Raw genomic sequence first — 21,032 nt, forward strand, 5'->3', positions numbered from 1 at the left:
ATTTCCCACCCTTTCCAGATCAGAAACGAAGCGTTCCGCCCCACCAACAAAACTCACGAAAACGTGATAACAACGTTGACCCGGCCGGATTCCGCTCCCTAAATCGCCCACGACACTTGGCGAGCAAGCCTTTCCACTCCGCCCAGGCTTGAGGGACTGACCTTTTGAACAACGTGACGGCCGGCTTCGATACCACCCCCTTTCGCCTGCTGCGGTCCGAAGGCTTCCTGTCCCCCTCCACCACGGCCGACTGGTGGCGCGGCGCCGTCATCTACCAGGTCTATCCCCGCAGCTTCGCCGACGGGAACGGCGACGGCATCGGCGACCTGCCCGGCCTGCTCGGCCGCCTCGGCCACATCGCCGATCTCGGCGCCGATGCGATCTGGATCTCCCCCTTCCAGTGCTCCCCGCAGGAGGACTACGGCTACGACGTCTCCGACTACTGCGACGTCGATCCGCTCTTCGGCACGCTGGCCGATTTCGACCGCGTCCTGGCCCGCGCCTACCAGCTCGGGCTGAAGGTGCTGATGGACCAGGTCTGGTCCCATTCCAGCAGCCAGCATCCCTGGTTCCAGGAAAGCCGCGCCTCCCGCCACAACCCGCGATCCGACTGGTATGTCTGGGCCGACCCGTCCCCCGACGGCACCGCGCCCACCAACTGGCTTTCCGTCTTCGGCGGACCGGCCTGGAGCTGGGAACCCCGCCGCCGGCAGTACTACCTGCACCACTTCCTCGGCAGCCAGCCCGCCTTCAACCTCCACAACGGGGAGGTGGTGGAGGCGCTCCTGGACATCGGCCGCTTCTGGCTGGACCGCGGCGTGGACGGCTTCCGCCTCGATGCCGTGGACTGGATGTGCCACGACCCGGACCTGCGCGACAATCCGGCCGCCCACCGCCCCGGCCAGCCCGTCCCGGCCAAGCCCTTCGGCATGCAACTGCACCAGCACGACCTGCTGCACCCCCGCACGCTGGAGGTCATCGCCCGCATCCGGGGCCTGCAGGACGAATATCCCGGCACCGCCACCCTGGCCGAGATCTCCAGCCAGGACGGCGCCTTCGACCGCCTGCGCCGCTACACCGCCCCCGGCATGTTCGACATGGCCTACACCCTGCGCTTCATGAAGGGGAACCTCACCCACGAGACCGTCGCCTCCACCCTGCACTGGATGACGGAGCACCAGGAGGGCTGGCCCTGCTGGTCCTTCAGCAACCATGACGTGGAGCGTGTCGCCTCGCGCTGGAGCCCGATCGGCGGGCAGCCCGGCCAGCCCAGCCCGGAATTCCTCCGCCTGCTGATGGCCATGCTGCTCACCATGCGCGGCAGCGTCTGCCTCTACCTGGGCGAGGAACTCGGCCTCACCGAGGCGGAACTCCGCCCGGAGGACCTGCGCGACCCCTTCGGCATCGCCTTCTGGCCCGACTACAAGGGCCGCGACGGCAGCCGCACCCCCATGCCCTGGCAGCAGGACGCGCCGCATCTCGGCTTCTCGACCGGTGGCTCCGGCACCCGGCCCTGGCTGCCCATGCCGGAAGCCCACCACCCCCTCGCCGCTGAGGCCCAGCGCCGGGACCCTGGCTCGACCCTGAACGCCTGGCGGCACTTCCTGCGCTTCCGCCGGAACCACCCGGCACTGGTCCACGGTACCCTCGCCCAGGTCGCGGCGCCCGAGCCCCTGATCTGCTTCCGCCGCCACAGCGCGGAGGAATCCCTGCTCTGCGTCTTCAACCTGGGCAACGCGCCGCGCGAGTTCGACCTTCCGGCGGAAGGGCTGGTGGAGCCGCTCTGGAGCAGCGCGGCCCGCCTCGCCAGCGGCCCCCGCGCCGCCCTCGGCCCCTGCGGCGTCCTTATCCTCCGGGACGGCCCCGCAGTGGCGGAATAAGGGCCGCCGCTACCCCCCGCGCCGCCGGTATCCCGACACCACATCTCCCGCATCCCGCGGCAGGCGCACACAGAGCGGCAGCGAGGCCAGCACCACCGCCGCCACCGCGACGAAGGCCATGGAGAAATCCCCCAGCGCCGGCTCGCCATGCCCGTGTAGCGCCGTGGAGGCCGCCAGCACCGAGGACCCCATCACCACGCCCAGTGCCATGGAAAGCTGCTGCGCCGTGGAATAGAGGCTGGTCGCCGCCGAGAGCGCCTTCTGCGGCACCTCCGCATAGGCCAGCGAGTTCAGCGAGGTGAAGTGCAGCGAACGGAAGATCCCGTTCACCGCCAGCAGGATGAACACCCCCAGAGCGGCCATCCGGGCGAGAGCGTCGCCAGCAGCAGGATGATCGCCCCCTGCAGCAGCGTGTTCCAGACCAGCGTGCCGCGATAGCCGAACCACCGCAGCACCCGGTGGATCAGCGGCTTCATGCCGAAGGCCCCCAGCGCCGAGGCCAGCGTGATCAGCCCCGAGGTCGTAGCCGAGGCGCCGAAGCCGAGCTGGATCGCCAGCGGCACCAGGAAGGGGATCGCCCCCGCCCCGATGCGGAACATCGTCCCCGCCGTCACCGTCACCTGGAAGGCCGGGATGCGCAGCAGGCTCAGATCCAGCGCCGGATGCTCCGCCCGCAGGCAGTGCCGCACCGCCCACCAGCCCAGCACCACCCCCGCCGCCAGCGCCGCCCAGCTCCAGACAGGCTCCAGCAGGCCGCGCCCCACCGTCTCGAAGCCGAACATCAGGCAGGCCAGCGACAGGCCCACCAGCGTGACCCCGGGCACGTCCAGCTTCGGCGGCCGCTCCTGCTCCGGCGCGGTGATGAAGCGCCAGGCCAGGAACAGCCCCAGCAGCCCGATCGGCAGGTTGATCCAGAACACCCAGCGCCAGGAAAGCTGGTCGGTCAGGAATCCTCCCAGCGGCGGCCCCAGGATCGGCCCCAGCAGCCCCGGCATGGTCAGCCAGGTCGTCGCCCGCACGATCTCCTCCTTGGTCACCCGGCGCAGCAGCAGCAGCCGCGCCACCGGCACCATCATCGCCCCGCCGATGCCCTGCACGACCCGCGCCGCGATCAGCTCGCTCAGCCCCTGTGCCATGCCGCAGGCCGCGGAGGAGGCCACGAAGACCGCGATGGCCCAGAGGAAGACCCGCTTGGCGCCATAGCGGTCGGCCACCCAGCCGCTCACCGGCACGAAGACCGTCAGCGCCACGAGATAGGAGGTGATCGCCGCCGAAAGGTGCAGCGGCTCGCTGCCCAGGTCCCGCGCCATGGCCGGCAGCGCCGTCGCGATCACGCTGCTGTCCAGGTTCTGCATGATCAGCGCGCTGGCCACGATCGCCGCGGTGAAGCGCGGATCGTCCACCCAGCCGCGCCGGGCGACGGGCTTCCCGGTGGCCTGTCCGGCATCCTTCCCGGTGCCGCCACCCCCGATGGCGGGTCGCTCCGCCACCTCGCCGCCCCCGGCCTCCGTCCCCGCGCGCCCGCCTGCCGCCATGCACACCCCTCCCCTTGCCGCAAAGCCCGGAAGCCATGCCACCCCGGAGAGCCCGGGCGCATGGACGTCCCGCCCGCTTTCCCCCCGGTATCCGGCACCGCGGAATCCCGACACCAGTGCAATCCTCCCTTGCGCCGCATGCCCAAGCCTTGCAAGCCACGCGCCGCCGCCGCATTTTCGCCTTCATGGAACAGTCAGCGGGCGAGGCGCGGCGGATACCGCTGCATGGGCCGGAGGATTTCGAGGGCATGCGCAAGGCGGGGCAACTCGCGGCCGCCTGCCTGGACATGATCACCCCCCATGTGGTGCCCGGCATCACCACCGAGGCCCTGGACAAGCTGCTGCACGACTTCATGCTCGACCACGGCGCCGTCCCGGCGACGCTGGGCTACCGCGGCTATCCGAAGAGCTCCTGCATCTCCATCAACCACGTCGTCTGCCACGGCATCCCGGGCGAGCGCCGGCTGGTGGAGGGCGACATCCTCAACATCGACGTCACCCCCATCCTCGACGGCTGGTACGGCGACACCTCCCGCATGTACGTGGCGGGGGAGCCGGGCCGGAAGGCCGCGCTGCTGATGGATGTGACCCATGAGAGCCTGCTGCGCGGCATCGCCGCGGTGAAGCCCGGCGCCACCCTCGGCGACATCGGCCACGCCATCCAGAGCTATGTGGAAAAGCAGCGCTTCTCCGTGGTGCGCGACTTCTGCGGCCACGGCGTCGGCCGCACCTTCCACGCCCCGCCCAACATCCTGCATTTCGGCCGCCCCGGCGAAGGCCCGAAGCTCAAGGAAGGCATGTTCTTCACCATCGAGCCGATGGTGAATGCCGGCCGCCCGGAGGTGAAGGTGCTCGACGACGGCTGGACCGCCGTGACCCGCGACCGCTCCCTCTCCGCCCAGTTCGAGCACATGGTGGGCGTCACCGCCACGGGCTGCGAGGTCTTCACCTATTCCCCCGCCGGGCTGCACAAGCCGCCCTACAAGCTGCCCGCCTGAACCACGCCCCCCGTATGACCGACCAGACGAATCCGCCCGCCACCCTGCCCTCCCGCCTGGTGGAGGGCTATCGCGGCTTCCGCTACACGCGCTTCCGGCGCGAACGGCACCACTACGCCCAGCTGGCCGAGGCCGGCCAGCACCCCCGCATCCTGATGATCGCCTGCGTGGACAGCCGCGTCGCGCCGGAAGTCGTCTTCGACGCCGATGCCGGAGAGATGGTGGTGGTCCGCAACGTCGCGAACCTCGTGCCCCCCTACCAGCCCGACGCCAACTACCATGGCACCTCGGCCGCCATCGAATTCGCCGTCCGGTCGCTGAAGGTCGAGCATGTCGTCGTTCTCGGCCATGCCTCCTGCAGCGGCATCAACGCCTTCCGCCGCAACCAGCGTGACCATGTGGACGCGGCGCATGGCGACTTCGTCGCCCGCTGGATGGACCTGATCGCCCCGGCCCGCGACCACGTCCTGCGCTGCGAAGGCGTGGACCCGCTGCACGATCAGTGCGCCATGGAACACGCCGCCATCCGCCAGTCCCTGCGCAACCTGCGCACCTTCCCCTGGCTGGCGGAGCGCGAGGCCGCCGGCCAGCTGAGCCTGCACGGCGTCTGGTTCGACGTGGCCGACGGCACGCTCAGCGCGCTGAATGAGGCCGAGGGCCGCTTCCACCCCGTCCCTGCCGGCCCTCTCACCCAGGACTGATCCCTTCCGCTCCGCCGGGGCGGAGGATGAAGCGGAGAACAGAATACTCCCCTGCCGCCCTATGCGGGCTTTGCATGGCGCATAATGCTGGCATAATTTCCTCTGTCAGCATACATGCGCGGTTGTAAGCACGGGCAGTGGATGGGCGGGGGAGTGGCAAGGCACACAAAGGCTCAGGCGGAGCAGACGCGCGAAGCGATCCTCGATGCCGCAGAGAAGGTCTTCTACGAGCGCGGCGTGGCCCGTTCCACGCTGGAGGAAGTCGCCCGCGTCGCCGGCGTCACCCGTGGCGCCATCTACTGGCACTTCCGTGACAAGCTGGACCTCTTCCTCACCCTGAACGAACGCGCCGAGCTGCCGCATGAGGATCTCGTCGCCCGCCTCGCCGAGAATCCCGAGCTCGACCCGCTGGAAGAGCTCGACACCATCATGGCCACCACCAAGCGGCAGTTCGAGCAGGACGAGCGCCGCCGCCGCCTCCTCACCATCTTCTACCAGCGCTGCGAATACGTGGACGAGATGGCCCCCGCCCTGCACCGCCTGCAAAGGGCGGACGAGGAACTGCGCGCCAAGTTCCGCGAGCTCCTGCACCTCGCCGCCACGCGCTACCCCCTCGCCCCCCTGGACCCCGGACACCGCCGCCGACGCCCTCTTCGTACAGATCCGGGGCATGATGCAGCTCTGGCTGCGCGAGCCCCAGGTCTACCGCCTGAGCGAGGAAGGGCTGCATCTGGCGCGGGCCTTGCTGGCCTCCTTCCGAGCCAAATCCCTGAAAACAGGCAAAAATCCTGAAGATTCCGAGGGTCCCTCCACGCCGCCCGGCTGAGAAGGACGGCATCGGTTAACGGCCCGGCCATGAAACTCAACGAAGAGTGTCTAGCATACATTCTCGTCAGTACGTAATTCCGCAGCGCACCACCGCCCCCTCCGTGGCCGGAATCGGGCGCGCATGGATCTGAGCAACGAGGTACTTCGTGGTTGACCGGCACCAGGATGACACGCATCCCCTCACGCATCCGGCCGACCCCCAGCATGTCCGGGCCAGCCACGCGGAAGAGCCCACCCGCGGCCGCGCCCGCATCCGGCGGGACCGCGCGGATGACGCCGGCAACGGCAGGCCGGAAGGCGATGGGGAACACGGGAATCCGCCGCCGGACAAGGACAGCGGAAACGGCAAGGGCAAGGACGACCGGGAGCGGAAGACCAACCGCCTGCCGCTGATCATCGGCGCCATCCTGCTCGTCATCGCCATCGTGGGCGGCGGCTGGTACTGGTGGACGACGCGCAACCTCGCCTCCACCGACGATGCCTATACCGAGGGCCGCGCCATCTCCATCGCCCCCCAGGTCTCGGGCTATGTCACCGAGCTGCGCGTCCGGGACAACCAGTTCGTCCATGCCGGCGACGTGATCCTGCGCATCGACCCGCGCGACTATATCGCCCGCCGCGACCAGGCCGCCGCCAACCTGGAACTCGCCGAGGCCCAGCTCCACAGCGCCGAGATCGACCTGGAGATCGCCCGCACCCGCTTCCCGGCGGAACAAAAGAGCGCCGAGGCCCAGCTCGCCGCCGCCCGCGCCAGCCAGACCCAGGCGCAGTCGGACTACCGCCGCCAGCGCGCGGTGGACCCGCGCGCCACCACCCAGACCAGCATCGACACCGCCACCGCCACGCTGCAATCCGCCACCGCCCAGGTGAACCAGGCGCAGGCGCAGTTGCAGATCGCCAGCCTGGCGCAGCAGAACATCGACCAGGCCGAGGCCGCCGTCCGGCAGCGCCAGGCCCAGCTCGCGGAAGCCAGGGCCAATCTCGCCCAGGCCGAGGTGAACCTCTCCTACACCGAGATCCGCGCCCCGCAGGACGGCCACGTCACCCGCCGCAACGTGGAACAGGGCGGCTTCCTGCAACAGGGACAGACCATCATGTCCCTGGTCACGCCCGAGCTCTGGGTCGTCGCCAACTTCAAGGAGAACCAGCTCGACCGCATGCGCCCCGGCCAGCGCGTGACGATCGAGGTGGACGCTTTCCCGAACCTGGAGCTGCACGGCCACATCGACAGCGTCCAGATGGGCAGCGGTGCCCGCTTCAGCACCTTCCCGGCCGAGAACGCCACCGGCAACTTCGTGAAGATCGTCCGCCGCGTGCCGGTGAAGATCGTCATCGACAGCGGCCTGCCCGCCGACATGCCCATGCCCCTCGGCCTTTCCGTCGTCCCCACGGTGACGCTGGAATGACCCGCGCCGGGACAGGCGCGCCGGAAAGGAACGGCCGGCCATGAGCGGCGGCGCGGCGCAATCCGGCGACGACTGGAAGCCCAGCTACAATCCCTGGCTGGTGACGCTGGTCGTCACCATGGGCGCCTTCATGGAGGTGCTCGACACCACCATCGTCAACGTCTCCCTGCCGCATATCGCCGGCAGCATGTCCGTCTCCAACGACGAGAGCACCTGGGCGCTCACCACCTATCTCGTCGCCAACGGCATCGTGCTCACCATCTCCGGCTATCTCAGCCGCTGGCTGGGGCGGAAGCGCTACTTCACCATCTGCCTCGCCGCCTTCACCGTCGCCTCGCTCGCCTGCGGCATCTCGCAGGAATTCTGGCAGCTCCTCGTCTTCCGCGCGCTGCAGGGCTTCTTCGGCGGCGGCCTGCAGCCGACGCAGCAGGCCATCATCCTCGACACCTTCCCGCCGGAAAAGCGCGGCACCGCCTTCGCCGTCACCGCGCTGGCCATCATCGTCGCGCCCATCCTGGGCCCCGTCGTCGGCGGCTACCTCACCGACACCTATTCCTGGCACTGGATCTTCCTGATCAACGTGCCCATCGGCCTCGCCGCCGTCTTCGGCGTGCTCACGGTGGTGGAGGACCCGCCGCATGTGCAGGAGGAGCGAAAGACCACCCCGCGCTTCGACTTCATCGGCCTCGGCTTCATCGTGCTCGCCCTGGGCGGCCTGGAACTCGCCATGGACCGCGGCGAGAACTACGACTGGCTCGATTCCAGCTTCATCCGGATCTCGGCGCTGGCCGCCATCACCGGCTGGGTCGGCGGCACCTACTGGTTCGCCTATGCCAAGCGCCCGATGGTGAACCTGCGCGTCTTCCGCGACCGCAACTTCACCCTGGGCTGCATCCTGATCTCGGTGATGGGCTTCGCCCTCTACGGCAGCGCGGTGATGATCCCACAGCTCGCGCAGCAGCAACTCGGCTACACCGCCACCTGGTCCGGCCTCGTCCTCGCGCCCGGCGCCGTGCTGCTGGTGATGCTGATCCCCGTCTCCGGCCGGCTGATGGGCTTCATCCCGGCCAAGTGGCTCATCGCCTTCGGCGGCCTCTGCCTCGCCACCTCCTTCTGGTACTCCAGCCACCTCACCCCGGACCTCAGCTTCCGCGCCCTGGTCATCATCCGCGCCTCGCAGACCGTCGGCCTCGCCTTCCTCTTCGTGCCGATCAGCACCATCGCCTATGCCACTCTGCCGCGCGAGCTGAACGGCGACGCCACCGCCCTCTTCTCCATGTTCCGCAACGTGCTGGGCTCCACCGGCATCTCGGTCTCCACCGCGCTGATCACCGATCACCAGCAGATCCGCCAGGCGCATCTGGTCCAGTACCTGACGCCACTCCACGAGCCCTACAACACCACCCTGCAGCAGGTGCAGGGCGCGATGATCAGCCACGGCGTCTCCGCCGCCGGCGCCGCGCAACAGGCGGAGCTCTGGATGTACCAGCAGCTCCAGACCCAGACCGCAATCCTCGCCTATTCCGACGTCTTCATCATCACCGCCGCCATCGCCGCCTGCATCATCCCCTTCGCCCTGATGCTGTCGGGCGTGAAGGTGCAGGGCGGCGGCGGAGCCCACTGAGCCCCATGCATCCCACACGCCATTCCCATCCCGCCCCGCGGCCGCCGGCCCGCCGCATCGCGGCCCCGCTCGCCCTCCCGATCGTCCTCCCGCTGGCGCTCTCGCTCCTCGCCGGCTGCACCGTGGGCCCGGACTTCACCCCGCCCAAACCCGAGACGCCGCAGAGCTGGAACGACACCGCCCGCGCCCCCAGCCAGGCCGTCACCCTCCGCGCCGACCCCGACCCGCACTGGTGGACCGGCTTCAACGACCCCATCCTCACCTCGCTCGTGGAACGCGCCGTCAGCGGCAACCTCGACCTGCAGCAGGCCGTGCTGCGCGTCGTCCAGGCCCGCCAGAACGAGGCCGCCGCCCGCGCCGCCGGCCTGCCCAGCCTGAACGGCACCGGCAGCTACACGCGCCAGCAGCTCGGCCTGCAGGGCACCGTGCGCCGCAGCGGCCTGGCCGGGCGCCTCGACAGCCTGGGTGGCGAGGCCGCCTCCGCCGGCGATGCCCTGATCGACAAGCTGACCAGCCCGATCGACCTCTTCCAGTCGGGCTTCGACGCCTCCTGGGAGCTCGACCTCTTCGGCCGCGTCCGCCGCTCCGTGGAACAGAGCCAGGCCCAGACCCAGGCACAGGCCGAGGCGGTCAACGACGCCCTCGTCACCCTCCAGGCCGAGGTGGTCCAGGCCTATGCCGGCCTGCGCGGCGCCCAGGCCCTCGCCCAGTCGCAGCGCGAGAACGTCCAGACCGCCCAGGACATCCTGGACCTGACCCAGCGCCAGCGCCGCCAGGGCCTCGTCACCGAGCTGGACGTGGAGAACCAGCGCACCCAGCTCCTCACCCTCCGCGCCCAGCTCCCGACCTACGAGAAGCAGGTCCGCCAGGCGATGAACCGCCTTGCCATCCTGACCGGCCAGCCCCCCGGCACCCTGGATGCGGAGCTGGAGGTGGCCCGTCCCATCCCGCCCACGCCACCCGCCGTGCCGCTCGGCCTGCCCGCCTCCCTGGCCCGCCGCCGCCCCGACATCCGGCAGGCCGAGGCCCGGCTGCACGCGGCCACCGCCGGCGTCGGCGTCGCGGTGGCGAATTTCTATCCGGACATCTCACTGACCGGCAGCCTGGGCACGCGGGGGCTGGAGGCCAGCTCCCTGACCAACTGGTCGAACCACTTCTATTCCTTCGGCCCCAGCATCTCCCTGCCGATCTTCCAGGGCGGCCGCCTCACCGCCAATCTCCGCACCGCCCGCGCGCAGCAGGCCGAGGCCGCGCTCGCCTATCGCGGCACCGTGCTGAACGCCCTGGGAGAGGTCGAGGACAGCCTCGTCGCCTACCGCACCGACCGCGCCCAGCTCGAAAGCCTCGACCAGTCGGTCCGCTCCGCCGAAACGGCCCTCTCCCTCGCCCGCAGCCGCTACAACAGCGGCCTTTCCAACTTCATCGACGTGCTCGACGCCCAGCGCAGCCTCGTCCAGGCCCGGCAGCAGCGCCTCCAGGCCACGCTCTCCCTGACCTCGGACCTCGTCTCGCTCTACAAGGCCCTGGGCGGCGGCTGGCAGGATGTCACCCCACCGCAGGTGGCCTCCATCCCCCCGCCGCCCTCCGCCGGCGGGGCCCCCTCCACCCCCATCGAATCCCTCTCGCCCGACAGCCTCGCCGGCATCGACAAGCCGGGCACCATCGTCCCCCTCGCCCCCGCCACCGGCCGCTAGCCCCCCCGGGGGGCATGGGCACAGGATGTGTCCCCGGCGGAGCGGGCGCCCGGGCGAAAGACAGCGCCTTTCGCCCGCGGCAAAGTGGCGGCGGCGGAACCTCCGCCACCCGGATCAGACCCGCGCCCCGGCCAGCCTTTCCGCCTTGCCCTTCGGCAGCATCAGATGGACCACCCCCACGGCCACCACATAGACCCCGGCGGCCACGAAGAAGACCAGCGTGTAGTTGTTGTTCGTGGCGTCCAGCACATGCCCCACGACCACGGCCGAGAAGCCGCCGAGGATCGAGCTGATGCAGCCGCCCAGACCCACCGCCCCGGCCACCGCCTCCTTCGGCATGGTGTCCGAGACGAGCGTGAAGAGATTGGCCGAGAAGCCCTGATGCGCCGCCATCGCCAGGCCGATCAGCAGCACCGCCACCCAGATCTGCTCCGTCATCGGCGCCAGGAAGACCGGCACGGTGCAGAGCGCGCAGGCCAGCAGCGCCAGCTTGCGCGCCGTGAAGACGCCGAAGCCCGAGCGCATCAGCCGCCCCGACAGCCAGCCGCCGCCGATCGAGCCCACATCCGTCATCAGGTAGATCACGACCAGCGGCAGGCCGAGCGCCATCAGGTTCACGTGGAACTTCGAGAACAGGAAGCTCGGCACCCAGTTGTTGTAGAACCACCAGACCGGGTTGGTCAGGATCGCCCCCAGCAGATAGACCCAGGTGCCGGAATAGCGCAGCAGGTGCGACCAGGGCACGTTCCGCGACGGCGGCGCCACCTCGTTGTCGCTCTGGATATAGCGCAGCTCCGCCGGGTTCACCCGCGGATGCTCCTCCGGCGCCCGGTAGGTCGCCAGCCACACCACGACCCAGACGATGCCGACCAGGCCGGTAAGGTAGAAGGCCGTCTGCCAGCCCCAATGCGTGGTGACGAAGGCCGCGATCAGCGGCGCCAGCAGCCCGCCGATATTGCTGCCCGAATTGAAGATGCCTGTGGCCAGAGCGCGGTCGCGCACCGGGAACCAGGTCGCCACCGACTTGATGCAGGTCGGGAAGTTGCCACCCTCGCCCAGACCCAGCACGACGCGGGCCAGGATGAACCCGCTCACCGAGGTCACCAGCCCGTGCGAGGCCGAGGCCGCGGACCAGATCATGGCGGCGATCGCCAGCCCCCAGCGCACGCCCACCTTGTCGGTGAAGGCACCCATCCCCGCATAGCCGGCCGCATAGGCCATGCTGAAGGCGAAGACGATGTTGCCGTATTCGCTCTCGTTGAACTGCAGCTCACCCTGGATGGTCGGCTTCAGCACCGCCAGCAGGTTCCGGTCCATGTAGTTGATCGTCGTGATGACGAAAAGTAAACCGATAATGAACCATCTGTAATTTCCGGCGGGCGCCATGCCCTGCCCAGGCTGTTTGCTGCCTAACATTTGTTCCTCCGGTGCGGCAATTTCCCCAGGCAGGAAAGCCTTCTTGCCGAGCACTTGCCGTCTGCTTTCGTTCAGCGCCCGGACAGCGTCAAGCCTCTTTTGCTCTGTGATATGTCAGAGGAGCCGCAAACGCCCCGCCCTGGCGAATGCCCTTTGCCATCCTGAGCCGCGTCCCGGCAAAACCCCACAACATCCACGATGAGGACAGGGGAGAGGGAAAAGCCGCCTGGAGTAACGTTCCGGTTCGTGCTCAACTCAAACGAGAGAAAAAGCCGGAATTTCTCCCATCGCGCGCAAAACCACCACCAGCTCCAGTGGCCCCACCGACCACCCCCCGGTCCAGGCCTCGCTGCTCGATGCCCCGCTCACGGCGGAGCGGCCGCCAGCCGTCGTACCGGAGGGTCCGGAAGGTCACCGCCGCCGCCTGCGCCAGCGCTTCCTGCGCGGCGGCGCCGAGGCCATGCCCGATTACGAGTTGCTGGAACTCCTGCTCTTCGCCGCCCTGCCGCGTGGCGACACCAAGCCCCTGGCCAAGGCCCTGCTCGCCCGCTTCGGCAGCTTCGCCCGCGCCATCACCGCCAGCGAGGCCGATCTGCGCGCCATCCCCGGCGTCGGCGATGCCGTGCTGGCTTCCCTGCGCCTCGCCCGCGCCGCCGCCCTGCGCCTGCTGGCCCAGGAAGCCCGCCAGGGACCCGTGCTGGACAACTGGCCCCGCCTCACCGCCTATCTCTCGGCCGCCCTGTCATGGGAGGATGTGGAACAGTTCCGCATCCTCTTCCTCGACAGCCGCAACCGCCTCCTGGCCGACGAGGCCCAGGCGCGCGGCACGCTGGACCAGGCCCCGGCCTATCCGCGCGAGATCGTGCGCCGCGCCCTGGAACTCGGCGCCGCCTCGGTGATCCTGGTCCACAACCATCCGAGCGGCGACCCGACGCCATCCCGCGCCGACCTCGCCACCACCGGGGCGATCCGCGCCGCCGCCGCGGCCCTGGGCATCCTGGTCCACGACCACCTGATCGTCGGCCGTGGCCGCACCCTTTCCTTCCGTCAGGAGGGCCTGCTCTGAAAGCCCCCCTCGCCAGCCGGCGAGGGAAGCAGGCTGCCCTCAGCTTCGCGAGGACCCTCCGGCCCGCAGCGCCGTCCCGATCTCACGCGCGAAGCGCGGCGCATCCACCATGGCCGCACCCCCATCCGCCGCCATCGTCAGTTGCGTGCGCAGGAAACGCCCGGCCACCGTCCCGACGCAGAGATGCCGCTCGATCCGGGTACGCCCCAGCCGCCCTTCCAGCAGCGCGCAGCGCAGCGGCCCGCCATGGGCCAGCGGCACCTGGCTGCGCGACACCTCGCGGAAGCTGCGCCCGGTCACCCCGGCATCGATGGAGGTGGATTCCCGCACCAGCGACGCCAGTTCCGCCTCCACCGCCGCGCCGTTGATCGCCACCTGGCCCCGGTCATAGAGCGTGACCTGCGCCGCCACGGTGCGCGAGGGCGTGGCATAATCCACCGTCCGCGCATCGGCGCCGAGCGCGGGGGAAGCCACCGCCCCGCCCCGCATCATCCCCGCCGCCTCCGCCGGCAACCGCGCCAGCACCTCCGCCATGGCCGGGCGGGGGGAACCCGCCGCGACCGAATCCGGATCGCCTCCTCCGGGCTGGGCACAGGCCCCGGCCAGCAGCGCCAGCGCGAAGCCCCCCGCCCGCAGCACCCCCGGCAAGGCCCGGCTCACGAATGCCCCTCCGCCGGCAGGGGCAGCGGCAGTCCGAGGTTCAGAACGAGATTGGCCGTCACCAGGCCCTCCCACATCAATTGCAGACCGACATAGAGGATGAGGAACACACCCAGATAGGCGACCCAGCGCCAGCGATCGAGCAGCTTCGCCAGCAGCCCGCCCAGCACGCCCATCATGATAATGGAGATCAGCAACCCAACGACCAGCAGCGGCAGGTCGTTGCGCGCCACCGCCGCCACGGCCAGCACGTTGTCGAGGCTCATCGACACATCGGCCAGGATGATCTGCCACAGCGCCTGCCAGATGGTCTTCTCGGCGGCCTTGCCGTGGCCCTCCTCCTCCTCGTCCTTGCTGCGCAGTTCCCGCCAGAAGTTCCAGGCGATGTAGAGCAGCGCCGCGCCACCCAGCAGGTCGATCCACCACAGCGACAGCAGCAGCGTGGCGAAGACCGAGAAGACGATCCGCAGCACCGCCGCCGCGATGACACCGAACAGCACCGCCCTGGCGCGCTGATGCGCGGGCAACCCCGCCGCCGCGAGGCCGATCACCACCGCGTTGTCGCCGGAAAGGATGATGTTGAGCCAGATGATCTCCAGCAGCCCGGGCAGCATCCCGGTCAGCGATTCCATGTCCGCATTTCCTCACCGGACGCGTGCGGGATCCCTCCCGGCGAGGTGCAGCGCCCTTCCCAGATGACGGCGAAGCTAGACCGGTTCCATGCATCCTGGAATGCGCCCGGCGACGAAAAGCCGTACCGAATCAACGGGCAGGATCGCCTTTTCGGCGGCCTCCACGCCCGTTCCGCGCCGGGCGCTTCATCTTCGCCCCCATTCCGGCCCGTTTCCGCATGAACGGCCGGCAAGGATTTCGCCCGCCCCGGAACGGGAAAGGGCGGGATGCACCGGCATCCCGCCCCTCCGGAAACCACCCCCGGCGACAGGCCAGGGCCACGGACCAGGGCCACGGACCAGGGCCACGGACCGGGGCCACGGACCGGGGCGCCACCCTCGCGGCGCGCCCCGCCTCCCTCAGCGCGTGGCGGCACCCCCGCCGAACCAGGCGGAGACATGCGGCCCGACCTCGTGCCAGCCCTCGAAGATCATGTTCAGCGCCACGTAGAGGATCACCAGCAACCCGATCCAGGCGATCCAGCGGAAGCGCTCCAGCACGCGCGCGATGAAGCTCGCGGCCACGCCCATCAGCACCACCGAGATGGCGAGGCCGATCACCAGCACGTCCAGATGCTCCTTCGCCGCGCCGGCCACCGCCAGCACGTTGTCGAGGCTCATGGACACGTCCGCGACCAGGATCTGCACGATCGCCTGGCCCAGCGTCTTGCGCGGCGCCCCGGACGCGGCGCCCGTCCCGCCGGACACCGCCTCATGCGCGGCCTCGGCGCCCTCGTGCTGCGCATGGTCCGCCCGCAGCTCCCGGTACATCTTCCAGCAGACCCAGAGCAGCAGCAGGCCGCCCATCAGCGTCAGGCCGACGATCGCCAGAAGCTGCGTGGTGATCGCCGCAAAGCCGATCCGCATGATCGTCGCGGCGCCAATGCCCCAGAGGATCGCCTTGCGCCGCTGGTCCGGCGGCAGCCCGGCCGCCGCCATGCCCACCACGATCGCGTTGTCGCCGGCCAGAACCAGGTCGATCAACAACACCTGCCCGAGGGCCAACAACCAATCCAGACTCATCGGCGCTTCATCGCTCCCCCTCGCGGCCGGATCGGACCGGCCGGAAACCCGCCGGGCGCCGCCGCCCGCGGCGCTGCCACTTAAACACTCGGCAATCTTGCGGCAACATCGCGCAACGCTCCTGCCCTGCCGCAGCCGCCACGCCGCTCGCTCACCGCTCCTGCCGCCGCTTCCGGGGCCGGCCCCGGGGGCGGAGTGAGGATCAAAGGGCGCTCCGGGAGCAAGGCCAACGCCCCCAAAGGACAGCGGAACCCGGAACGAACAGCGCGCCGCCACGCCCCCGCTCAGGCCCGCAGCCACCCCTCCATCACCAGGGCGCAGCCTCCGGCCACCCCGGCACGGACAGCCCCACCCTCTCGCCAGGCCCGTGCCTGCAACAGGCTCACCCGCCCCATCTCCACCCCCTGCCGTACCGGCAGCGACAGCCGCTCCTCTCCGGACAGGTCGAGCAACAGGGCCGCCACCGTCGCCGTGGCGCTCCCCGTCGCCGGGTCCTCATAGAGCTCGCGCGTGAACATGCGCGAACGCAGCCCACCCTCCGCCATCCGCACATAGGCGTAGACCGAGCTCGCTCCATCGCGCGGCAGCGTCCCGGCCCAGGCCAGCGGGTTCGGGCGGATACGCCCCAGCGCCTCCAGCCCCGCCAGTTCCACCACCAGGAAGGGCGTCCCCACCGACACGACCTGCGGCGCATGGCCCGCCACCACCACATCCTCCGCCCGCAGCGAAAGACAGGACGCCATCTCCGCCGCGCCGCAGACAGCGAGGCGCGACAGGGCCTGCGGCGCCTCCAGCGACGCCCCGGCCACCGCCCCGCCTTCCAGCAGAGGCCGCACCGGCACCAGCCCGGCGATCTCCTCGAACAGCAGCACCTCCGGCACGGCCTCGCCCCGCGCCGCCATCTCCGAAGCCAGCACGAAGCCCGTGCCGATATTCGGATGCCCGGCGAAGGGCATCTCCCGCACCGGCGTGAAGATCCGCACCCTTGCCTTATGCTCCGGCAGCTCCGGCGGCAGCACGAAAGCCGTCTCGGACAGGTTGAACTCCCGGGCGATGCGTTGCATCGCCGTCCCGTCCAGCCCCGCCGCCTCCGGCAGCACCGCCAGCGGATTGCCCGCGTAGCGCTCCGAGGCGAAGACATCCACCGTCACGAAGCGATAGCGCCCACCGCTCATGACCGGCGCGCCCGTTCCGCGACGACACCTGGCGTGCCATCCCAGAAGGGCCGGGCCGCCTCCATCGCCGCATCCATCGGCGTGAGGCCGATATCGGCCAGCTCCCGCTCCGGAAGCTCCCGCAGCATCCGCCGCGTCACGGCATTGCGGTGCCAGACCGCCAACCCTGCCGCCATGCGCCTGAACAGGCTCCGCCCCGCCGTCGCAGCCAGGCCGTTGAACGCGGGATTGATCCGATCAACCCCAGGAATTGCTCCGAACATCTGAGAATCGCACCAAATTGCACCGATTCACCTTCTGGCACAGCACCAATTTCCGCTTCAACATCGCAATTGTCCTCGGTACAATATTCCCGTGACCGACTTCCGTGACCTCGCTGACCGCCTCGCCCACGACCTCGCGGAGGATCTCGCCGCCGGCCGCCGCCAGCCGGGCGAACGCCTCCCCCCCAGCCGCGACTACGCCCACCGCCAGGGCATCGCCCCCTCCACCGCCTCCCGCGTCTATGCCGAGCTCGTCCGGCGCGGCATCGTGGTGGGCGAGGTCGGGCGCGGCACCTTCCTCCGCGCCACACAGGCCCCGCCCGGCCTCCCGGCACGCGAACGCCACACCGACCGAATCACCGATCTGGAGGTGAACTTCTCCGTCCTGCCGGAACAGGGCGCGCTCCTCGCCCCCGCCCTCGCCCGCCTGTCACGGCCGGAGGCACTGCAGCCCCTGCTTTCCCATGCCGCCGCCGCCGGCGACGCCACCATCCGCGCCGCCACCACCAGCCTTCTCACCCGCGCCGGCTGGGCGCCCGATCCCGAATCCCTGCTCTTCGCCGGCCGCGGCCAGCAGGCCCTCTCCGCCTGCTTCACCGCCCTCATCGCCCCCGGCGAGCGCCTGGGCCTGGAGGCCATGACCTACCCGCTCGCCAAAGGCATCGCCCAGCGCCTCGGCCTCGCCCTCGTGCCGCTGGCCATGGACGGCCACGGCCTGCGCCCCGATGCCCTGGCAGCGGCCCATGCCGCCCATCCGCTGCGCCTGCTCTACCTGCAGCCGGACCTGCACAACCCGCTCGGCCCCAGCATGCCCGAAGCCCGCCGCCGGGAGATCGCCGCCCTCTGCCGCAGCCTGGACATCCTGGTGGTGGAGGACTCCGTCTACGGCTTCCTCGCCGAGGACATCCTCCCGCCGCTCGCCGCCCATGCGCCGGAACGCGTGGTGCTGGTGGACAGCCTCTCCAAGCGCGTCGCCCCCGGCATGACGCTGGGCATCCTCGCCACCCCGCCCGCCCTGCGCCCCCGCATCGCCGCCGCCCTGCGCGTCGGCGGCTGGGCCGCCCAGGGCTTCACCCTCGCCGCCGCCGCCGCCTGGATGGAGGATGGCAGCGTCGCGGAACTCGTCCGCCGCAAGCGCCAGGACGCCCGCCGCCGCAACGCCCTGGCGCGCGACCTCCTCGGCGCCGCCGGCCTCTCCCTGCGCGGCGATCCGCGCGCCTATCACCTCTGGCTCGAACTGCCCGATCCCTGGCGGGCGGAAACCTTCGTGGCCGCCGCCGCCCGCCGCCGCATCGCCGTCTCCCCCGCCGCCGAATTCGCCACCGGCCCCGGCCACGCCCCCGATGCCGTCCGCCTGGCCCTCGCCGCTCCCGCGGAAGCCACCCTGCGCCCGGCCCTCGAAACCCTGCTGGAACTCGCCCTCGCCGGCCCCGACGCCACCCTCGTCGGCTGAGCCAGCCCGGCCTCCATGACGGTCATCACCCCGGGTGATGACCACCCCGCCCGCAACCGCCCCATATCCCGCGGCAACAGCCCCGGGCGCCCCCCGCCCCACACCTCTCCCAACCGGGACCACACACCCCATGAAGAAGATCGGCTTCCTCTCCTTCGGGCACTGGACGCCCTCCCCCATTCCGGCACCCGCAGCGCCGCCGACGCCCTGCTGCAATCCATCGACCTCGCCGTGGCGGCCGAGGAGCTGGGCGCGGACGGCGCCTATGTCCGCGTCCACCACTTCGCCCGCCAGCTCGCCTCGCCCTTCCCGCTCCTCGCCGCCATGGGCGCGCGGACGAAGACGATCGAGCTCGGCACCGCCGTCATCGACATGCGCTACGAGAACCCGCTCTACATGGCGGAGGATGCCGGCGCCGCCGACCTCATTTCTGGCGGCCGCCTCCAGCTCGGCCTCAGCCGCGGCTCGCCCGAGCAGGTGATCGATGGCTGGCGCCACTTCGGCTACGCCCCCGCCGAGGGCGAGACGGATGCCGATCTGGGCCGCCGCCACGCGGAAGTCTTCCTCGAAGTGCTCAAGGGCCAGGGCTTCGCCCGCCCCAACCCGCGCCCGATGTTCCCCAACCCGCCCGGCCTGCTGCGGCTGGAGCCCTATTCCGAGGGGCTGCGCGAGCGCATCTGGTGGGGCTCCGGCTCCAACGCCACGGCCGTCTGGGCGGCGAAGCTCGGCATGAACCTGCAAAGCTCCACCCTCAAGGACGACGAAACCGGCGAGCCCTTCCACATCCAGCAGGCCAGGCAGATCCGCCTCTACCGCGAGGCCTGGAAGGAAGCGGCCCACGGCCGCACCCCGCGCGTTTCCGTCAGCCGCAGCATCTTCCCCCTGCTCGACGACCGGGACCGCGAGTATTTCGGCCGTGGCGGCAAGGAGCAGGACCAGGTCGGCCTGCTCGGCGACAACACCCGCGCCATCTTCGGCCGCGGCTACACCGCCGAGCCCGAGGCCCTGATCGCCCAGCTCCGCGAGGACGAGGCCATCGCCGAGGCCGACACCCTGCTGCTGACCATCCCCAACCAGCTCGGCGTCGAATACTGCGCCCATGTCATCGAGGGCATCCTGAAGCACATCGCCCCCGCCCTCGGCTGGCGCTGAACAGCCAGCGGCCTCCTGGGGAGGCGCCGCCTCCCCAGGAGGCCGCTGGGGACATGGTATGTCCCCAGACCCCGCCTTTCGCTGGCACCGGGTGGCAAGGTCAGCCAGCAGCCCGATCCCGAAAAGCAGGTGGATCGGCGGGACTCCAAAAGAAGAAAAACACCATCTCCACACTCGTGGCGCCGACAGCCCGCCGGAGAGCCTGGCTCTCCGGCGCGATCCGGCCACAGCGAGTGCCAACAAACCGGGTCCAGGGCCCGCAGGGTCCTGGCGGATGGGGGGTCCGGGGGTGAAGGCGGCGCCTTCCCCCGGGACGGCGCAACGCCCGGAAAGAGCCGCCTTACGCCGCCGCCGGCACCTTCACTTCGCTCGTCCAGCCATGGGCATCCGGCGCGGTGCCGTACTGGATCGCCACGATCGCCTCGTACAGCTTCTGCGTCAGCGGCCCGGTCTCGCCACCGTTGATGACGATCTTCTCGCCCTTGTAGCCGAGCAGCCCGACCGGCGAGACGACGGCGGCGGTGCCCGTGCCCCACATCTCCTTCAGCGTCCCGTCGCGCCCGGCCTGCATCACCTCGTCGATGGTGATCGGCCGCTCGCTGGCCTTCACGCCCCAGTCGCGCAGCAGGGTCAGGATGGAGTTGCGCGTCACGCCGTCCAGGATGGTGCCGGCCAGCGGCGGGGTGATCACCTCGTCGCCGATCTTCACCATGATGTTCATGGTGCCCACCTCGTCGAGGTAGCGCCGCTCCACGCCATCCAGCCACAGCACCTGGGTATAGCCCTGCGCCTCGGCATCCTGCGCGGCGGCGAGGGAGGCCGCGTAGTTGGCCGCCGTCTTGGCCTCGCCCAGCCCGCCGCGCACCGCGCGCACATACTTGTCCGTGGCCAGGATCTTCACCGGCTTCACGCCTTCCTTGTAGTAGGCGCCGACCGGCGAGCAGATGACGAAATAGGTCAGCCGGTGCGCCGGATGCACGCCGAGCTGCACCTCCGTCGCGACCACCGTGGGGCGGATGTACAGCGACGTCCCCGCGCGGTGCGGCACCCAGTCATGGTCCACCGCCACCAGTTCCTCGAAGGAACGGCGGATCAGCTCCGGGTCCATCGGCGGGATGCAGAGCGCGGCGCAGGACTTGTTCAGCCGCTCGGCATGCCGCCGGGCGCGGAACAGGCGGATCTTGCCGTCCGGCCCGCGGAAGGCCTTCAGCCCGTCGAACACCGTCTGCCCGTAATGCAGGACCGAGGTCGCCGGGTCCATGCTCAGCGGCCCATAGGGAACGATGCGCGGGTCGTGCCAGCCCTTCCCCTCCTCGTAGTCCATCAGGAACATGTGGTCGGTCATGACCTTGCCGAAGGTCAGGTCGGCCTCGTCGGGGCGCGGCTTCGGAGACTGGGTGCGGGTCACGCGGATGGTCGGAATGGTCATGGCACCAGCTCTTTTGGTTTCGTTGCTCGTCATGCCTTTGTAGCGCAAGAAACTGCCC

The 21,032-nt window shown here is 70.3% G+C and carries 19 protein-coding genes; 10 read left to right on the forward strand and 9 right to left on the reverse strand.

Annotated elements, in window-relative coordinates; translation table 11 throughout:
- Positions 1-173 precede the first annotated feature (173 nt).
- Positions 174-1,880 carry an alpha-amylase family glycosyl hydrolase gene (locus MVG78_RS18615; RefSeq protein WP_247560525.1) on the forward strand — a complete coding sequence of 569 codons (1,707 nt, stop codon included), beginning with the start codon at positions 174-176 and terminating at the stop codon, positions 1,878-1,880.
- Between the two features lie 9 nt (positions 1,881-1,889).
- Here MVG78_RS18615 and MVG78_RS18620 read toward each other — a convergent pair whose 3' ends face one another.
- Both MVG78_RS18620 and MVG78_RS18625 read right to left on the reverse strand, forming a co-directional pair.
- The gene (locus tag MVG78_RS18620; protein ID WP_247555077.1) at positions 1,890-2,228 is read right to left on the reverse strand and encodes a hypothetical protein; all 339 of its coding nucleotides are present in this window, start codon (positions 2,226-2,228) and stop codon (positions 1,890-1,892) included.
- A complete protein-coding gene (locus MVG78_RS18625) occupies positions 2,207-3,415 on the reverse strand; it encodes an MFS transporter (protein ID WP_247555097.1) in 1,209 nt (402 codons plus the stop codon). The genes MVG78_RS18620 and MVG78_RS18625 overlap by 22 nt, the downstream gene beginning before the upstream one ends.
- A gap of 185 nt (positions 3,416-3,600) precedes the next feature.
- On the opposite strand from MVG78_RS18625, the gene map reads away from it, so the two are divergent.
- The 6 genes from map to MVG78_RS18655 all read left to right on the forward strand — a co-directional run bounded on the left by map (position 3,601) and on the right by MVG78_RS18655 (position 10,666).
- Positions 3,601-4,413, forward strand: a complete 813-nt coding sequence (gene map / locus MVG78_RS18630) for a type I methionyl aminopeptidase (RefSeq protein ID WP_247555115.1) — start codon at positions 3,601-3,603, stop codon at positions 4,411-4,413.
- 14 nt (positions 4,414-4,427) lie between these two features.
- Complete coding sequence (locus MVG78_RS18635) at positions 4,428-5,114, forward strand: carbonic anhydrase (RefSeq protein WP_247555118.1); 687 nt, start codon at positions 4,428-4,430, stop codon at positions 5,112-5,114.
- Positions 5,115-5,267: 153 nt separating this feature from the next.
- Positions 5,268-5,906 carry a TetR family transcriptional regulator gene (locus tag MVG78_RS18640; RefSeq protein WP_247555121.1) on the forward strand — a complete coding sequence of 213 codons (639 nt, stop codon included), beginning with the start codon at positions 5,268-5,270 and terminating at the stop codon, positions 5,904-5,906.
- A 182-nt stretch (positions 5,907-6,088) separates the two neighbouring features.
- Positions 6,089-7,348, forward strand: coding sequence for an HlyD family secretion protein (locus MVG78_RS18645; protein ID WP_247555122.1), 1,260 nt, complete (start codon positions 6,089-6,091; stop codon positions 7,346-7,348).
- A gap of 40 nt (positions 7,349-7,388) precedes the next feature.
- Positions 7,389-8,972: a DHA2 family efflux MFS transporter permease subunit gene (locus MVG78_RS18650; RefSeq protein ID WP_247555142.1), complete on the forward strand. Its 1,584-nt coding sequence runs from the start codon at positions 7,389-7,391 to the stop codon at positions 8,970-8,972.
- 5 nt (positions 8,973-8,977) lie between these two features.
- Positions 8,978-10,666 (forward strand): efflux transporter outer membrane subunit, encoded by a 1,689-nt coding sequence (locus tag MVG78_RS18655; protein ID WP_247555162.1) that lies wholly within the window; start codon positions 8,978-8,980, stop codon positions 10,664-10,666.
- Positions 10,667-10,780: 114 nt separating this feature from the next.
- Here the strand turns inward: MVG78_RS18655 and MVG78_RS18660 are convergent, their stop codons facing one another.
- Positions 10,781-12,082, reverse strand: a complete 1,302-nt coding sequence (locus MVG78_RS18660; RefSeq protein ID WP_247555164.1) for an MFS transporter — start codon at positions 12,080-12,082, stop codon at positions 10,781-10,783.
- 460 nt (positions 12,083-12,542) lie between these two features.
- Between MVG78_RS18660 and radC the strand changes: the two genes are divergently transcribed.
- Positions 12,543-13,148, forward strand: a complete 606-nt coding sequence (gene radC / locus MVG78_RS18665; RefSeq protein ID WP_247555183.1) for a RadC family protein — start codon at positions 12,543-12,545, stop codon at positions 13,146-13,148.
- A 39-nt stretch (positions 13,149-13,187) separates the two neighbouring features.
- Here the strand turns inward: radC and MVG78_RS18670 are convergent, their stop codons facing one another.
- From MVG78_RS18670 to MVG78_RS18690, 5 genes are all read right to left on the reverse strand, one after another.
- Entirely contained in the window at positions 13,188-13,808 is a 621-nt protein-coding gene (locus tag MVG78_RS18670) for a hypothetical protein (RefSeq protein ID WP_247555185.1), read from the reverse strand.
- Positions 13,805-14,440: a TerC family protein gene (locus MVG78_RS18675; RefSeq protein WP_247555188.1), complete on the reverse strand. Its 636-nt coding sequence runs from the start codon at positions 14,438-14,440 to the stop codon at positions 13,805-13,807. Before MVG78_RS18675 ends, MVG78_RS18670 begins: the two co-directional genes overlap by 4 nt.
- Before the next feature lie 399 nt (positions 14,441-14,839).
- Positions 14,840-15,502, reverse strand: coding sequence for a TerC family protein (locus MVG78_RS18680; protein ID WP_247555191.1), 663 nt, complete (start codon positions 15,500-15,502; stop codon positions 14,840-14,842).
- Between the two features lie 284 nt (positions 15,503-15,786).
- Positions 15,787-16,677: a PhzF family phenazine biosynthesis protein gene (locus tag MVG78_RS18685; protein WP_247555194.1), complete on the reverse strand. Its 891-nt coding sequence runs from the start codon at positions 16,675-16,677 to the stop codon at positions 15,787-15,789.
- The gene (locus tag MVG78_RS18690) at positions 16,674-16,853 is read right to left on the reverse strand and encodes a DUF1127 domain-containing protein (protein WP_247555197.1); all 180 of its coding nucleotides are present in this window, start codon (positions 16,851-16,853) and stop codon (positions 16,674-16,676) included. Before MVG78_RS18690 ends, MVG78_RS18685 begins: the two co-directional genes overlap by 4 nt.
- Before the next feature lie 178 nt (positions 16,854-17,031).
- Here MVG78_RS18690 and MVG78_RS18705 point away from each other — a divergent pair, with 178 nt between their 5' ends.
- Together MVG78_RS18705 and MVG78_RS18710 are read left to right on the forward strand one after the other, a co-directional pair.
- Complete coding sequence (locus tag MVG78_RS18705; protein WP_282615026.1) at positions 17,032-18,393, forward strand: aminotransferase-like domain-containing protein; 1,362 nt, start codon at positions 17,032-17,034, stop codon at positions 18,391-18,393.
- Positions 18,394-18,408: 15 nt separating this feature from the next.
- Complete coding sequence (locus MVG78_RS18710) at positions 18,409-19,545, forward strand: LLM class flavin-dependent oxidoreductase (protein ID WP_247555199.1); 1,137 nt, start codon at positions 18,409-18,411, stop codon at positions 19,543-19,545.
- A 340-nt stretch (positions 19,546-19,885) separates the two neighbouring features.
- On the opposite strand, the gene MVG78_RS18715 is transcribed toward MVG78_RS18710, so the two are convergent.
- A complete protein-coding gene (locus MVG78_RS18715) occupies positions 19,886-20,974 on the reverse strand; it encodes a branched-chain amino acid aminotransferase (protein WP_247555217.1) in 1,089 nt (362 codons plus the stop codon).
- Positions 20,975-21,032: the final 58 nt, after the last annotated feature.

It is taken from the genome of Roseomonas gilardii subsp. gilardii, assembly GCF_023078375.1.
GTDB lineage: Bacteria > Pseudomonadota > Alphaproteobacteria > Acetobacterales > Acetobacteraceae > Roseomonas > Roseomonas gilardii.

Excerpts from the sequence above, each read along its gene's own strand:
- MVG78_RS18635 (WP_247555118.1), top strand. The coding sequence starts at position 4,428 with ATGACCGACCAGACGAATCCGCCCGCCACCCTGCCCTCCCGCCTGGTG.
- MVG78_RS18675 (WP_247555188.1), bottom strand. The coding sequence starts at position 14,440 with ATGGAATCGCTGACCGGGATGCTGCCCGGGCTGCTGGAGATCATCTGG.
- map (WP_247555115.1), top strand. The coding sequence starts at position 3,601 with ATGGAACAGTCAGCGGGCGAGGCGCGGCGGATACCGCTGCATGGGCCG.
- MVG78_RS18680 (WP_247555191.1), bottom strand. The coding sequence starts at position 15,502 with ATGAGTCTGGATTGGTTGTTGGCCCTCGGGCAGGTGTTGTTGATCGAC.
- radC (WP_247555183.1), top strand. The coding sequence starts at position 12,543 with ATGCCCGATTACGAGTTGCTGGAACTCCTGCTCTTCGCCGCCCTGCCG.
- MVG78_RS18655 (WP_247555162.1), top strand. The coding sequence starts at position 8,978 with ATGCATCCCACACGCCATTCCCATCCCGCCCCGCGGCCGCCGGCCCGC.
- MVG78_RS18690 (WP_247555197.1), bottom strand. The coding sequence starts at position 16,853 with ATGGCGGCAGGGTTGGCGGTCTGGCACCGCAATGCCGTGACGCGGCGG.
- MVG78_RS18715 (WP_247555217.1), bottom strand. The coding sequence starts at position 20,974 with ATGACCATTCCGACCATCCGCGTGACCCGCACCCAGTCTCCGAAGCCG.
- MVG78_RS18625 (WP_247555097.1), bottom strand. The coding sequence starts at position 3,415 with ATGGCGGCAGGCGGGCGCGCGGGGACGGAGGCCGGGGGCGGCGAGGTG.
- MVG78_RS18710 (WP_247555199.1), top strand. The coding sequence starts at position 18,409 with ATGACGGTCATCACCCCGGGTGATGACCACCCCGCCCGCAACCGCCCC.
- MVG78_RS18660 (WP_247555164.1), bottom strand. The coding sequence starts at position 12,082 with ATGTTAGGCAGCAAACAGCCTGGGCAGGGCATGGCGCCCGCCGGAAAT.
- MVG78_RS18685 (WP_247555194.1), bottom strand. The coding sequence starts at position 16,677 with ATGAGCGGTGGGCGCTATCGCTTCGTGACGGTGGATGTCTTCGCCTCG.
- MVG78_RS18650 (WP_247555142.1), top strand. The coding sequence starts at position 7,389 with ATGAGCGGCGGCGCGGCGCAATCCGGCGACGACTGGAAGCCCAGCTAC.